The organism is Thermoleptolyngbya sp. C42_A2020_037 (genome assembly GCF_015272455.1).
Classification (GTDB): Bacteria; Cyanobacteriota; Cyanobacteriia; order Elainellales; family Elainellaceae; genus Thermoleptolyngbya.
Genome location: NZ_JACYLP010000032.1, coordinates 251,809 through 265,576, shown reverse-complemented (window position 1 = coordinate 265,576; position 13,768 = coordinate 251,809). Strand labels below are relative to the sequence as shown.

Annotated in this window: 13 protein-coding genes and 1 pseudogene; 4 read left to right on the top strand and 10 right to left on the bottom strand. The window is 53.8% G+C overall.

Translation table 11 applies throughout. The annotated features are described in order from the left end of the window. Nucleotides 1-370 precede the first annotated feature (370 nt). The 4 genes and pseudogenes from IGS16_RS10725 to IGS16_RS10710 all read right to left on the bottom strand — a co-directional run. Complete coding sequence (locus IGS16_RS10725; protein WP_297085346.1) at nucleotides 371-1,747, bottom strand: UDP-glucose/GDP-mannose dehydrogenase family protein; 1,377 nt, start codon at nucleotides 1,745-1,747, stop codon at nucleotides 371-373. A 265-nt stretch (nucleotides 1,748-2,012) separates the two neighbouring features. After that, nucleotides 2,013-2,975, bottom strand: coding sequence for a UDP-glucuronic acid decarboxylase family protein (locus IGS16_RS10720; protein ID WP_297085345.1), 963 nt, complete (start codon nucleotides 2,973-2,975; stop codon nucleotides 2,013-2,015). Between the two features lie 454 nt (nucleotides 2,976-3,429). Beyond that, nucleotides 3,430-3,546, bottom strand: coding sequence for a photosystem II reaction center protein PsbM (psbM, locus tag IGS16_RS10715; RefSeq protein ID WP_068511535.1), 117 nt, complete (start codon nucleotides 3,544-3,546; stop codon nucleotides 3,430-3,432). A 377-nt stretch (nucleotides 3,547-3,923) separates the two neighbouring features. Continuing rightward, a pseudogene (locus tag IGS16_RS10710) lies at nucleotides 3,924-4,217 on the bottom strand (2Fe-2S iron-sulfur cluster-binding protein); the annotation flags it as partial. Between the two features lie 278 nt (nucleotides 4,218-4,495). Here IGS16_RS10710 and psbB point away from each other — a divergent pair. Both psbB and IGS16_RS10700 read left to right on the top strand, forming a co-directional pair. Beyond that, entirely contained in the window at nucleotides 4,496-6,028 is a 1,533-nt protein-coding gene (gene psbB / locus IGS16_RS10705) for a photosystem II chlorophyll-binding protein CP47 (RefSeq protein WP_297085344.1), read from the top strand. A 129-nt stretch (nucleotides 6,029-6,157) separates the two neighbouring features. Further along, the gene (locus tag IGS16_RS10700; RefSeq protein ID WP_172357618.1) at nucleotides 6,158-6,262 is read left to right on the top strand and encodes a photosystem II reaction center protein T; all 105 of its coding nucleotides are present in this window, start codon (nucleotides 6,158-6,160) and stop codon (nucleotides 6,260-6,262) included. Nucleotides 6,263-6,466: 204 nt separating this feature from the next. Here IGS16_RS10700 and IGS16_RS10695 read toward each other — a convergent pair whose 3' ends face one another. From IGS16_RS10695 to IGS16_RS10685, 3 genes are all read right to left on the bottom strand, one after another. Beyond that, nucleotides 6,467-8,113: a CTP synthase gene (locus tag IGS16_RS10695; protein WP_297080615.1), complete on the bottom strand. Its 1,647-nt coding sequence runs from the start codon at nucleotides 8,111-8,113 to the stop codon at nucleotides 6,467-6,469. A gap of 424 nt (nucleotides 8,114-8,537) precedes the next feature. After that, nucleotides 8,538-8,951 carry a PPC domain-containing protein gene (locus IGS16_RS10690; protein ID WP_297085343.1) on the bottom strand — a complete coding sequence of 138 codons (414 nt, stop codon included), beginning with the start codon at nucleotides 8,949-8,951 and terminating at the stop codon, nucleotides 8,538-8,540. 199 nt (nucleotides 8,952-9,150) lie between these two features. Beyond that, nucleotides 9,151-9,324 (bottom strand): hypothetical protein, encoded by a 174-nt coding sequence (locus tag IGS16_RS10685; RefSeq protein WP_297085342.1) that lies wholly within the window; start codon nucleotides 9,322-9,324, stop codon nucleotides 9,151-9,153. A gap of 38 nt (nucleotides 9,325-9,362) precedes the next feature. Between IGS16_RS10685 and IGS16_RS10680 the strand changes: the two genes are divergently transcribed. Beyond that, on the top strand, nucleotides 9,363-9,734 hold the full coding sequence (locus IGS16_RS10680; RefSeq protein WP_297085341.1) for a hypothetical protein: 372 nt from the start codon (nucleotides 9,363-9,365) through the stop codon (nucleotides 9,732-9,734). A 69-nt stretch (nucleotides 9,735-9,803) separates the two neighbouring features. Here IGS16_RS10680 and IGS16_RS10675 read toward each other — a convergent pair whose 3' ends face one another. Beyond that, nucleotides 9,804-10,652, bottom strand: a complete 849-nt coding sequence (locus IGS16_RS10675) for a D-alanyl-D-alanine carboxypeptidase family protein (RefSeq protein ID WP_297085340.1) — start codon at nucleotides 10,650-10,652, stop codon at nucleotides 9,804-9,806. Between the two features lie 167 nt (nucleotides 10,653-10,819). On the opposite strand from IGS16_RS10675, the gene IGS16_RS10670 reads away from it, so the two are divergent. Further along, nucleotides 10,820-11,794: an AEC family transporter gene (locus IGS16_RS10670; protein WP_297085339.1), complete on the top strand. Its 975-nt coding sequence runs from the start codon at nucleotides 10,820-10,822 to the stop codon at nucleotides 11,792-11,794. 193 nt (nucleotides 11,795-11,987) lie between these two features. On the opposite strand, the gene IGS16_RS10665 is transcribed toward IGS16_RS10670, so the two are convergent. Both IGS16_RS10665 and IGS16_RS10660 read right to left on the bottom strand, forming a co-directional pair. Beyond that, nucleotides 11,988-12,431, bottom strand: coding sequence for a hypothetical protein (locus IGS16_RS10665; protein ID WP_297085338.1), 444 nt, complete (start codon nucleotides 12,429-12,431; stop codon nucleotides 11,988-11,990). 469 nt (nucleotides 12,432-12,900) lie between these two features. After that, complete coding sequence (locus tag IGS16_RS10660; protein ID WP_297085337.1) at nucleotides 12,901-13,731, bottom strand: carbohydrate ABC transporter permease; 831 nt, start codon at nucleotides 13,729-13,731, stop codon at nucleotides 12,901-12,903. Nucleotides 13,732-13,768 lie beyond the last annotated feature (37 nt).

Genomic DNA, 13,768 nt, shown 5'->3' with positions numbered 1-13,768 from the left:
ACACCTGTACTTTACGGCGCTGAGATGACCGTTGCTGTTGTTCCAAGACGGCTTTGAGTTCTTCTGCTGTTTCAGCGATATCGAGTTTGAGGACTCCACTCATGGCGGCTAGCTCTAACGTCTTCTTGTATGTAGCAGATCTTTGGAGATTTGATATGACAAGAACCCAGTACAAAAAGAACAAAAAGACCTTGCGAGAATTCTCAGCAAGGTCTTGACGCTTTCTAGCTTGATTGGAGGTTCAATCGGGTAGGAAATCAGCTGCGAACTAGCTGGTGGCCGACGTATCGGGCCTGTATCCGTAGTTCGACTCTTGGATGGTAGGAAATCAGCTGCGAACTAGCTGGTGGCCGACTCCCTTATCCCAGATCTAGCGACCGATGCCCACGTAGCGGAAACCAGCTTTCTCAATCGCTTCTTGATCGAGATAGTTGCGTCCATCGATCAGGATAGGGCTGTTCATCAGCGATGCCATCTTGGCATAGTCGAGCGTCTTAAACTGGCTCCAATCCGTCACTAGCACCAGCGCATCGCAGCCATCTGCCAAACGTTCTGGATCAGTTTCCACAATTACGTTCGACAAGCCGTGGCGCATTCCAGTCTGAGATACCAAGGGGTCATACGCCTTAACCTTTGTGCCCAAACGAGCCAGATGCTCGATGATGGTCAGCGCGGGCGCATCGCGCATGTCGTCGGTGTCTGGCTTGAAGGTCAGGCCCAGCAGACCCACCGTTTTGCCCTTCAGAATCTTTAGCACCTGTTGGAGTTTCTCAACCGCAATCAAGCGCTGGCGATCGTTGACGCTCACAGCAGCCTTTAGAAGCTGAGCTTCATAGCCATAATCATCTGCCGTGTGAACCAGTGCTGCAACGTCTTTGGGAAAGCAAGAACCGCCCCAACCAATGCCTGCTTGCAGGAACTTGCTGCCGATGCGTGAGTCTAGACCAATGCCTTTGGCGACCTGGGTTACGTCCGCACCCACGCGATCGCAGATATTTGCCACTTCGTTGATGAAGCTAATCTTGGTTGCCAGGAATGCATTGGCAGCATACTTCACCATTTCCGCCGAACTGAGGTCGGTCACGACCACGGGCACTGTCGGGCCAGATTTGTCTTCCGCAAACTGACGAGCCACAATCGGCGCATACAGATCCTTCATCATCGAGATAGCGCGAGAGCTATTGCTACCCAGCACAATCCGATCTGGGTTAAAGGTGTCATACACCGCACAACCTTCCCGCAAAAATTCAGGGTTGCTGACCACGTCAAAAGCAACATCCGGCTCTGCCACCGCTACGCCACCGCCAGCCGTGGCCACCTGACGCTCTAAAACGCCATCCATGACAATCATACGAACCCAGTCGCCGGAGCCAATCGGCACTGTGGACTTGTTCACAATCACCTTGTAGCCGCTGTTCAGGTGTGCTCCAATCCCACGCGCCACGGCTTCGACATAGCGGGTATCGCTCTCTCCCGTAGGCAGCGGTGGTGTACCCACTGCGATAAACAAAATCTCGCCATGTTCCACACCCTTGGCCAGGTCAGTGGTGAACTCAATCCTGCCTTCCTGGATGCAGGCGGTCATTAGCTCAGAGAGTCCAGGCTCGAAAATGGGCGACTGCCCGGACTTCATCAGCTTGACCTTTTCTTCGTTGTTGTCCACACAAATTACGTCATGCCCAATGTGAGACAAGCAAACACCTGTCACCAAGCCGACGTAGCCTGTACCGATAACACACACGCGCATGGGCAGTACCTCAATTTATTCAACTGCTGACGATGGACAAGGGAAACGCATCTTGAACAACAAATCTCGAACAATAAAAATTCCTACAAGATGCAGTCAAAAGCGCTCCAGATCTAAAACGCCCAGGTAGGACAAGCCGTGTAGCCCATCAAAGCTACCGTGAGGCAGAATCAAAGGACTTGGCGGGGCACCCCTCTACAAGACTGGCTCGTGAACCCAGTAAGAGGCTTCAGAGATTCTGGGGAACCCTGGACAGCCAGCCTCGCTAGTGTGAGGAAACTGAGGGAACTTTAGCGACGCGATCGCCCAGACGAGTACGAAAATCCTCAATCGTAAGCCGTAGCCCGTCCGACAGAGGCACCGTCGGCTGCCAACCCAAATGCGTCTTAGCGCGAGTAATGTCGGGCTGACGACGACGAGGATCGTCTTGGGGCAGCGGCTCAAACTTGAGGGCTACATCAGGATTGATCATGGATTGCACTGTTTGAGCCAGTTGCAAAATGGTGTACTCTTCAGGATTCCCCAAATTAACCGGGCCCATAAAATCACCATTCATCAGGCGAATCAGTCCGTCTACCAAGTCCGAGACATAGCAGAAGCTACGGGTTTGCGACCCGTCGCCGTAGACGGTTAGGGGCTTGCCTTGCAGGGCTTGCACCACAAGGTTGCTAACCACCCGACCGTCGTTTTCTAGCATCCGGGGGCCATAGGTATTGAAAATCCGAGCAACCCGAATCTCCACATCATTCTGGCGATGGTAATCAAACGCCAGCGTTTCTGCGACCCGCTTTCCTTCGTCGTAGCAACTGCGAATCCCAATCGGGTTCACATTGCCGCGATATTCCTCAACCTGGGGATGAATCTCTGGGTCTCCGTAAACCTCAGAAGTGGATGCCAATAGGAAGCGAGCTTTGATCCGCTTGGCCAACCCCAGCATATTTAGAGTTCCCATGACGTTGGTCTTAATCGTCTTTACGGGATTGTATTGATAGTGAACCGGGGATGCAGGGCAAGCCAGGTGATAGATCTGATCAACTTCTAGCCGGATGGGTTCGGTAATATCGTGGCGAATCAGCTCAAAAAATGGGCTATCAATCCAGCGAAGAATATTTCGCTTATCACCTGTGTAAAAGTTGTCTAAACAAATCACCTCATGCCCCTCTGTCATGAGGCGATCGATGAGGTGAGAGCCAATGAACCCTGCACCACCCGTCACTAAAATTCGCATAGTTACCACCGTATGAGTGTATACAACTCTAAACCCACTACAGGCTGTCTAAAACTAAAGTATCTGGCACATGACCCAATGTGAGGCAAGCTTCTCGGCGCAAGTCACAGTATTTTCACGGAAATGTGAAGCTAGCTAAACAAATATCGCATAACGAAAATAAAATAATATGCTCCTGAGGATACAACCGTAGTCTTGGCGCAATGCCCCTCTAAGGGCTGCCATAATGTTCCAAATTGATACAAGCCAGGAATTTTAAACGCCGAGTCTGAACCAAGGTGGAAGCTTTAGAGGAGTGATTTGGCAGAATAGGTTGGGCGATCGCCCCTCATGCGCCCTTGGTCAAGCCTGGAAGTTTCACAGCCCCTTTTACAGACCAAACAAAAAGCGGACAGGAAACTCTGCCCGCTTTCATTAATCAGCTTTCATTAATTAAAGAATCTAGTGCCCTCACTTATTTCGACTGTTTACCCTCGCGGCTAGCAGTCTGAATATAGAGAATCAGCAGGAAAACCGTTGGAACCAGAACGAACAGCAAGCTCGCAACAAACCCAAGATCATTGACAACCATCGTGCTAGACCCTCCACGCAAATCCAGATATAAACTCCTAAGACTTCAGAATATCACTCCACCGCGTAGGCACATCAAGCCAACAGGGCTACGAAGACGCTGGGGTTCTGAAGATCCGGCCCTTTGGTAACTCAAATCTGCAAACCCTCAGGTCTGCAAACCCTATGGATTCAGACGACTTCCAGTTTCCCTGTTGAGGGATTCGTCTCCTTAGCACTGGAAGCTGATACCTGCTCTTCTGTCAAAGCCTCCAAATCTGGTTCAGATACTTCAGAAGCGGAACCGGGTTCAGATGATTGGGCAGCCCCTACTTCACCAATTTCCAAATCTGCCTGAGAAGGTGAACTAGACTGATACTCCACCGTCTCACCAGGCTTGGGCTTGGTCACAACGCTGACTGGCCCGTTCACCATCGTCTGGCAGGCGAGTCGGTAGTTTGCGGGCTTCTTTCTCAGCTTCTGGTCTTCGACTGGAGTCCGCGGAGACAGGTTTTCCGCTCCTTCGACAATCTCCACGATGCAGGTGCCGCACTGACCGTAGCCTCCACAGTTCATCATTTTGCCCATGAAGGTGTAGAGGTCAATACTGTTCTCAAGCGCCTTCAGCCTCAGATTCGCTCCGTCGGCAGCAATAATCTCTTTGTTTTCTTTAACAAACTTAATATTGGCCATGTCCGATACCGTCCCTGCGTCTTACGCAATGCGCCTGTAACCAATGCTTGCGTCCCATCCAGGCCCTGGTTACACTTTTTAATACACTTTCATTTTTACAACCGGATTGTCAAACTGTCGAAGTGTCTGGCGATCGCACGTTGTCTTTCGTTGGTTCACAGGACTTTGGGCGGTTTGCCACGGATAATGGTGCTTGATTCTGGTAGGCTTACTAGTATCTTGCAGCTTAATAAAAAGGCTCAAAAAGGCGTTGAAACGTAATAGGAGGAGCGTAGTCGATGGGACTACCCTGGTATCGCGTACACACAGTGGTTCTGAATGATCCAGGACGCCTGATTGCTGTACACCTGATGCACACCGCGCTGGTTGCAGGTTGGGCCGGTTCAATGGCGTTGTACGAATTGGCGATTTACGACCCCAGCGACCCGGTTTTGAACCCCATGTGGAGACAGGGCATGTTTGTCATGCCGTTCATGGCTCGCCTGGGCGTTACTCAGTCCTGGGCAGGTTGGAGCATTACGGGTGAAACTGCGGTCAACCCTGGCTTCTGGTCATTCGAGGGTGTTGCTGCTGCCCACATCGTTCTGTCGGGACTGCTGTTCCTGGCAGCCTGCTGGCACTGGGTCTATTGGGATCTGGAGCTATTTAGAGATCCTCGGACGGGTGAGCCTGCATTGGACTTGCCCAAAATGTTCGGTATCCATCTTTTTCTTTCTGGTCTGCTTTGCTTCGGCTTTGGAGCATTCCACCTCACAGGGCTGTTTGGCCCAGGCATGTGGGTGTCCGACCCTTATGGATTGACGGGAAGCGTCCAGCCTGTTGCTCCGTCTTGGGGCCCTGAAGGCTTCAACCCGTTCAATCCGGGCGGCATCGTAGCGCACCATATCGCCGCTGGCATCGTAGGCATTATTGCAGGCTTGTTCCACCTCACGGTTCGTCCGCCCGAACGTTTGTATAAGGCGCTGCGGATGGGGAACATCGAAACGGTTCTATCGAGCAGTATTGCAGCGGTATTCTTCGCGGCGTTCGTGGTGGCTGGCACCATGTGGTACGGCAGTGCTGCCACGCCGATTGAACTGTTTGGCCCGACTCGCTATCAGTGGGATAGCGGCTACTTCCAGCAAGAGATCAATCGCCGTGTTCAGGCAGATGTGGATGACGGTCTGACGTTGGCAGAGGCTTGGGAAAACATTCCTGAGAAGCTGGCCTTCTATGACTATGTGGGCAACAACCCGGCTAAGGGCGGTCTGTTCCGCACCGGGCCGATGAATAAAGGGGACGGCATTGCTCAGGGCTGGCTAGGGCATCCTGTGTTCAAGGATGCTGCTGGGCGTGAACTGTTTGTGCGCCGGATTCCCAACTTCTTCGAGAACTTCCCGGTTATCCTGACTGATAAAGACGGCGTGGTTCGTGCGGACATTCCGTTCCGTCGGGCTGAGTCGAAGTACAGCTTTGAACAGGCCGGCGTGACGGCGACGATCTACGGCGGTGCGCTGGACGGTCAGGTGTTTGACGACCCGGCAGAGGTGAAGAAGCTCGCTCGCAAGGCTCAACTGGGTGAACCCTTTGAGTTCGATCGGGAGCCTCTGAAGTCTGATGGGGTGTTCCGAACCAGTCCTCGCGGTTGGTTTACCTATGGACATGCAGTGTTTGCGCTGCTGTTCTTCTTCGGCCACATCTGGCATGGCTCCCGGACACTATTCCGCGATGTGTTTGCGGGGATTGACCCCGACCTCTCGGAAGAGCAGGTGGAGTGGGGCTTGTTCCAGAAAGTGGGTGACAAGACAACTCGCCGCAAGGAAGCCGTCTAGGTTGCCAGATTCATGGAGGGTTTGCTGGCGAGTTTTGCTCTCTGAGCATTCCCTCCTTTAGCATTTGTTTCTGTTGGACTGTTTTGGTCTGGTGCTGCGTTTCCTTGAATAGCTTTAGGAGACTGTGTTATGGAGAGCCTGATTTACGTTTTTCTGCTGGTTTGCACGTTGGGACTGCTCTTTTTTGCGATCGCCTTCCGTGAGCCGCCTCGCATCACCCGCGACAAGGATTAGTTTTACGGATTAGTTTTTCGCTTTAGTTTTGCGCTTGCAACTTTGCGCTTGCAACAATGCAAAATCTGCCGTCGAATGAGGTTCCTGCTGGGGACGACTTCGACGGCTAATTTTATGGGCTAATTTTATGGGCAGCTTTTCTCTTATAGGCAGCCCATTCTCTTTGGGTGTGGAGCGGGTGTGGAGCGCTTGGCACGCCCAGTCCTAGTTCACCAGCGATTGGGGCTTGACCGGGGATTGCCCTGAAGATTGCTCTGAGTGGGCGATCGCCGCCTGCACAAACCCTCGAAACAGCGGGTGAGGCGCGTTTGGACGCGACTGAAATTCGGGATGAAACTGGCTGGCGATGAAAAACGGATGGCTGGGTAGCTCGATAATTTCCACCAGGCGACCATCGGGGGAAGTGCCGCTAATCATATAGCCCGTTTCTAAAAACAGCGTGCGATAGGCATTGTTGAACTCATAGCGGTGCCGATGCCGCTCGTAGACCACCTCTTCGCCATAAAGCCGCTCGGCCAGCGTGTTGGGTTGCAGCCGACAGGGATATAGCCCCAAGCGCATCGTACCGCCCAGATCCACCACATCCTGCTGTTCGGGCAACAGGTTAATTACCGGGTTGCGGGTCTGTGGGTCAAATTCGGAGCTGTTGGCGTGTTCCATGCCGGCTACATGCCGCGCCCATTCAATCACCGAACACTGCATCCCCAAACACAGCCCCAGAAACGGAATCTGGCGATCGCGCGCGTATTGGATGGCAGTAATCTTGCCGTCGATGCCGCGACTGCCAAAACCACCGGGCACGACAACCCCGTGGATGCCTTGGAGTTGCTCGGCTACCGTCAGTGGCTCGATGTCTTCAGAGTTGATCCAGCGAATCCGCAGGTCGCCGCCCGTAGCCAGCGACGCATGGCGCAGCGCCTCCACCACTGACAGATAAGCATCATTCAGCCGCACATACTTGCCCACAATGGCGATTTCCAGCGGACAGCCGGGGCGATGCAGCCGCTCCACCAGTTCTTCCCACTGGCGGAGGTCAGGGTCTCGCTGCTCCAGTTGCAGCAGGTCGAGTGCCTGGTGTGCCAATCCTTCTTTTTCCAGCGTCAGGGGCACTTCGTAAATGCTGCTGGCATCCTGCGAGGTAATCACGCATTCCACGGGCACATCGCAAAATTCCGACAGCTTTTCCTTAATTCCCTTGGGTAAGGGGCGATCGCACCGACAGACGAGAATATCGGGCTGAATGCCAATCGAGCGCAGCTCCTTGACCGAGTGCTGCGTCGGTTTAGTCTTCATTTCGCCAGCCGACGCAATCCACGGCACCAGCGTCACGTGCATATACAGCACATTGCGCCGCCCCACAGCTTTGCGAAACTGGCGAATCGCCTCTAGAAACGGCAGCGACTCGATATCACCCACGGTGCCGCCGATTTCGGTAATCACCACGTCAGGGTGGGTATTGGTGGCAACGCGCAAGATGCGTTCCTTAATTTCGTTGGTGATGTGGGGAATCACCTGCACCGTGCCGCCCTGATAGTCACCCCGTCGCTCTTTGTTCAGCACGGCTTGATAAATCGATCCGGTGGTCACACTGTTGAGCCGCGACATGGAGGTGTCGGTAAAGCGCTCGTAGTGTCCCAAGTCGAGGTCTGTTTCTGCGCCGTCTTCCGTCACGAAGACTTCCCCGTGCTGAAACGGACTCATCGTGCCGGGATCGACATTGATATAGGGATCAAGTTTCAGGATCGAGACGGAGTAATCGCGCGACTTGAGCAGTCGCCCCAGGCTGGATGCCACAATGCCTTTACCGATGCTGGAAACAACACCGCCCGTTACAAATACAAACTTTGTCATAGGTGGGGAGAGAGCGTGGGGGAAAGAGCGAGAAAACTGGAAAGCTGAGGGCGATCGCCAGACTGTCAATTTGACCGAATCCATTCTGACACAAGCTGTCCCCTTCAATTCGCTCTGAGCCGTTCCCCAGACGCTATAAACCAATCCCCTAAAACAAACGGCGCACCTCATCGAGATGCGCCGCGCCAGAAACGTTATAAAGAACTGTTCCAAAGAGCATCGCAGGTCAGCAATGCGTCAATCCTTAACACGTCAATCCTTCAGGAACGCCATTTCAGGTTGTGTCATGAGATTTTGGCCAACCTATGGGGCGATCGCCCTGTGCAGCTTTGCCTGCGTTTTGGACTGCCTCTGTTTGATCTGCCTCCGTCGGCTCCTTGGAAGAATTTTGGCAGAATTCCAGAATTCCCCGGTGGGTTTTCTGCTATTCGGCAACCATGACCTCGACCGTGTAGCGGCCGCGGCTGCTGGCATCAAAGCCGTTGGCTATCACGATGTAGGTGCCGTCGGTGGCCAACGTCAGTTCCAACTGCGAGTTCTGAGGGTTGCCGCCTGCGCTGTGGTTTTCGCCCAGCACCTCACCTTCTGGGCTGATGACCGCCAGATAGGGCTGAAATTCAGTGCTGAATAGCTTGATTGTCACCGTTTGTCCAGCTTTACCTTCAAAGGTGAACTGGTCGTACAGGCTGTTATCTGAAGGCAGCACCATGTCGCCGTTTTCCAGCACGCCTTCTTCACTCAGCAGCATTTCCTGAGCGCGGGCGAGCGCCCCCGTCGCGCAGATTCCTACCGCTACTGCACCGGCCAGCACCCTGGCAAACCATTTCTGACCTGTCATAGCCCGTTCCTCAACTAAATCCAAAAGAACAAGTCGCGCTAGAGAATCCTGCGATGGTGTTTCGATGTTTCACCCGACCCAGGGTCTGCCAAACACAACACAACGATTCTTACATGCTCTGCTATTTGGCTTCAGGGAGAAAATGCGGAATTTACAAAAGCAAAATCATTCTCCTCTAGAAGACTAACCCAGCCTTGCCCTAGGCTTTAAGACTCGTCAGACACACTTGATGGCGATCGCCCGGCTTTTGCAACAAGTCTCCAAAGTTTGATGAATACAGCAATTGGGACTGCTGAGTCAGGGGGCGATCGCCCGCCTCAATGCGTTCACAAATCTCGCCCAACCGCTTGGAAATCCTGGACAAAATTAACATAATGTTAATTAATGCAACGATATTTTTCAGAGGCACTCATGGCAGGACTATTCGGTTTGTTTGGCAAAAAGAATAATGCAGAGGCTCCGCCCTCCGCTAGCAATGGCGCAAAGCCAGGAGCCTATTTCCTGGACGCAGACGATGCCAAAACGATGGGCAACATCGAGTACATGCGCTCGAAAAAAGTCATCAAGCACAAGTTTCCTAAGACCGCAGGCAACGGTGGCGAGTTTGAAGTGGAGTATGAAGTGTCTTCTGACGATATGAAGTCGGGCAACAGTCTGCAAGTTCCGACCGAACCGACTTCTGCGTCTCCTGAAGCGACACCCAAGCCAACAAACGAGCGCCGTACAACCGACTCCAGCATGGATCTATTCCGTAACATGGCCCGCGACATTCGCAAGCGCTAGAACTGATCCAAGAGCCTGAGCGCTAGGGGGTGGGTTCGCCTACCCCTGACTGATTATCTGTAGCCGAAACTACCGCTTATAAAACGTTTCGAGGCTGTGGCGATCGCCCACGAAGCGCCAGTGCCAGGGTTCATAGCTCACGCCCTGGGCATTGTTTTTGGGAAAAGACAGCTCAAACCCAAAGCGGGCAGCATTAGCCGTTAGCCAGCGATAGGCGGCTGTCTGATCGAAATCGATTTCCAAGTCTGTATCTGGGCGATCGCCGTCCCCGATATCCACCGCATACCCCGTGTGGTGTTCGCTGTAGCCGGGGGGAGCGCTGACCTGGGCCCGTTCCTGCGCCGAGAGCGATCGCTTCGCCTTTAGCGTGAAAAATAGGTAAGTCTGTTCTTCTACTGAGCGAAAGCCCGACAGCGGCACCAGCCTCACCCGCTCAGCGCGAGCCGCCCTCACCATTGCCAAAAAGTGCTCGGCAGCCGCATCACGCAGCAGGACGCTGCCATTTGGAAGCACCGGGCTGAGGGTGTCTGGAGGAGCTTCGGCGTAGGCGATATGGCCCAGCAGGCTATCGGCCGGGGTCAGCGATAGCTGAGACATCGCTGCGGACAAGCCGGCCTCGATCGGCTGATAGCCCTGCCCGCTAGAAGCATTGCTAAAAAACACGCTGCGGCTGACTAGCGCAAGCTGCACCGCCGCCACAAAGCCAATCAGCCCCCACAGCCAGACTCGACCTCGAAAGAGCGATCGCAGCCTACCCGCCGCCGCTCGAAACCCAAACCCACCGGGGTTCAAATCGGCCTCTAAATGCGCCCCATCTCGCTGAGCAACCGGGATATCGTCCGCCAGCCCATAGTGACCTTCCTGTCTAGAGACATCGGGCTGGGGCGCTGACGACTTTGGCAAACTGGCATCTTTCACGCAAACTCTCCCGCAGACTGGCTTAGTCCTGCGGGGTTATTATTGCATGGCCTTGGAAGAGCGTCATCCCCTTCGACATATGGCAAAACAACTCAACGGTCTGCTGAACCCTTGCTCCGCAACGATAGCCTTAAAACCGTTCAAATTCTTCCAACGATAATCAACCTATGGAATTTCCGAGTCTTCGCTTGCTGAGTCTCTATGTCCCGCTGATAGGCTGGAGCAGTTTGGGATTTTGGCTGGGACGAATTTGTCCGCCGTGGGTGGGCGATCGCCTCGGAAAGCTGCTGTTTTGGGTGGGAGTGCCGATTAGCGTGCTGGGGTTTCTGCGCCAGTCCGAACTCTCGGCAGCGGTGTGGCTCGCGCCCGTGGCAGCGTGGCTGGCGATCGCGCTGGGGGGACTGCTGGGCTGGCTATGGCTGATGGTCACGCTAAAGAAAGGACAAAAACCAGCACAAAAACAACGACCTGTTTCTGCCCCCATTACTCAGAGCCGTCCTCAGCAAGGCAGCTTTTTGCTGGCCACCATGATGGGCAACACGGGCTATTTGGGGTTCCCCGTCAGTCTGGCGCTTGTAGGCCCAAAGTACTTTGCCTGGGCCCTGTTTTACGACATGATTGGCACGACGCTCGGAGCCTACGGGCTGGGCGTAGTCATGGCAGCCCACTTTGGCGGCGTGCAAAAGAGTCCCCTGGATTTGCTGCGGGCGCTGGTGTACAACCCAGTGCTGTGGAGCTTTGCGCTGGGGTTAGGCATCCACAATATACCGCTACCGCTCTGGCTAGATTTGTTCCTTAAAACAGGCGCTTGGACGAGCATTACCGTTGCTCTTGTACTGATTGGAATGCGGCTCAGCCAGTTGCGTTCTTGGCGCAGTGTCCGCCTCGCTTCCGTCAGCCTGAGCGTGAAAATGCTCATTGTGCCGCTGCTGATCGGCGTGCTGCTTTCGTTGACCAGCCTCGGCTCAGCAGAAAAGCTGGCGATCGTCCTCCAGGTCAGTATGCCACCTGCCTTTGCGACCCTCGTACTGTGTGAAGCCTACGAGCTAGACCGAGAGCTAACAGTGACGGCGCTGGCCATGGGATCGATCGGGCTACTCGTCACGCTACCCCTCTGGCTGCTGCTGTTTCCTACCAGCTAGACCTAGTGCAGTGTCATGATTTAGTTTTAGGGTGATGCCTTGGCTCGTAGTAAGCGCTTCAGCGCTAAAGCGCTTATTACCAACCTAGGTTCTAGCTGTGACGTAGCACTAGTTAGGCACTAGGCACCAATTTAAATGGTTATTAAATGGTTAAATGAAGCTCTAGGGCAAGCCTCTTCCCTAATCAGTGCCCCTAGCCGACCCAGCTTACGTCGCTATCTGACGAGTTCACCGGGGGCAGGGGCTTAGAAATCGGAACCTCGCGCCGGGCAGGAGTCTTTTGGGCGTTGGCTGGCGCTGCTGGCGGCACTGGCTCGACTCGTTGAGCAGGTGCAGGAATCGGGGTCAACGGCGGCTGCTGCTGGCGCTGCTTCTCTTCCCAGTCTTGAAACGCTTTCTTCTCAGGCAGGATCACCTTTTTCATGATCCACTCGATCGTCTGTTCTTTGACCCAGCCGCGAGCCACCAGCACCTCGCCCAGACGCATCCCAGTCGCCTGCTGATCATTCAGCGCCACCGTGACCTGATCTGGCGTGATCAGACCTGCATCTAGCAGGTAGCTGCCCAGGCGCTTGGGGCGCATTGGCATGGGAATAGATGTTACTCGATAGCGATCGCTCCTATCACGCATAGTCATAACAACTCACAGCAGATCAGTACAGCGGTATCAAAAGCAAATCTCGGAAAATCCCGACGCTCTGCAACTTTGGAGCAGAAAACCTGTGTAAATTCACTGTAAATTCACCTGTAAATCCACCGTAAACCCGCATTTAAGCTCACATCTCAGCAAGTAATGACAGGCATGTGTCCTCAGAGAATTTACTGGCTCCTGATGAACAGACTGGTCTAGCGACGCTTTCCCTCCGGGATAATACGGAGATTAGCTCAAGGCGAAAGAGTTCTTTACAGTATAACAACGGAACACTGACTCTTTCTTTATCGAGCTTTTACAGGTTGTTTCAGAATATCTCACAGAGTATTTTTCGGCAATGGGTCGGAGTTAATTCTCCATAACCTAGAAAAATGAAACCCCTCAGAGCTAGGGGCTGAAACCCCTCAACAACAAGACATTTCGCCGTTTAGCCCGGTTGAGCGGGCGGTTTTGATTACCCCTTGACCCCACTACTGGTATCCGTTGGCACGATGTAGCGCTGGAGCAATCCAAACACCAGCAGGATAGGCGCAATCGAAATCACAGACCCCGCTGCAATCAATCGCCAGTCGAGAGAAAATGCACCCGCAAGCTTTGCAACCCCCAGGGGCAAGGTGTAGTAGTCGGGCTGGTCGAGCAAGATCAGCGGCCAGAGAAAGTCGCTCCAAGCTCCGATGAAAACGAAAATCGCCAGCGTGATCAGGGCAGGGCGGACAGCGGGCAGCATCACATTCCACCAGATCCCCAGTTCCGAACAGCCATCGATGCGGGCGGCTTCTTCTAGCTCTTTGGGCACGCCTTGAAACGCCTGACGCAACAGAAAAATCCCAAAGGCAGAAGCGATCGCCGGCAAGATCAACCCTAAGTACGTATTACGGAGTCCCAGCTTCACTGCCAGGACATATAGCGGAATCATTACAATTTGAAATGGAATTAGAATTGTCGCCACGATCAGCAAAAACAGCGCCTCGCGACCGCGAAACTGAAGCCGCGCCAGGGGATAGGCCGCCAGCGAGCAAAACAGCAGGTTTAGCATCACTGTCAGCACTGCCACCAGCGTGCTGTTAAACAAGTAGCGTCCGAAGGGATTGGTCTGCCACACCGTCACAAAATTTTGCAGCGTTGGTGACTGGGGCCAAAATCGGGGCGGAAACTCAAAAATATTTTCCGTAGGCGCTTTGAACGCCGTACTGACCAGCCAAATCAGCGGCAGCAGCATGACGAGGGCGATCGCCCCCAGCAGGGCATACAGCGCAACGGTTTTGAGCGATCGCGTCGAGAGCATTCGTTGAGGAAGGGGGTAGAAATTGGGGATTGGTTAG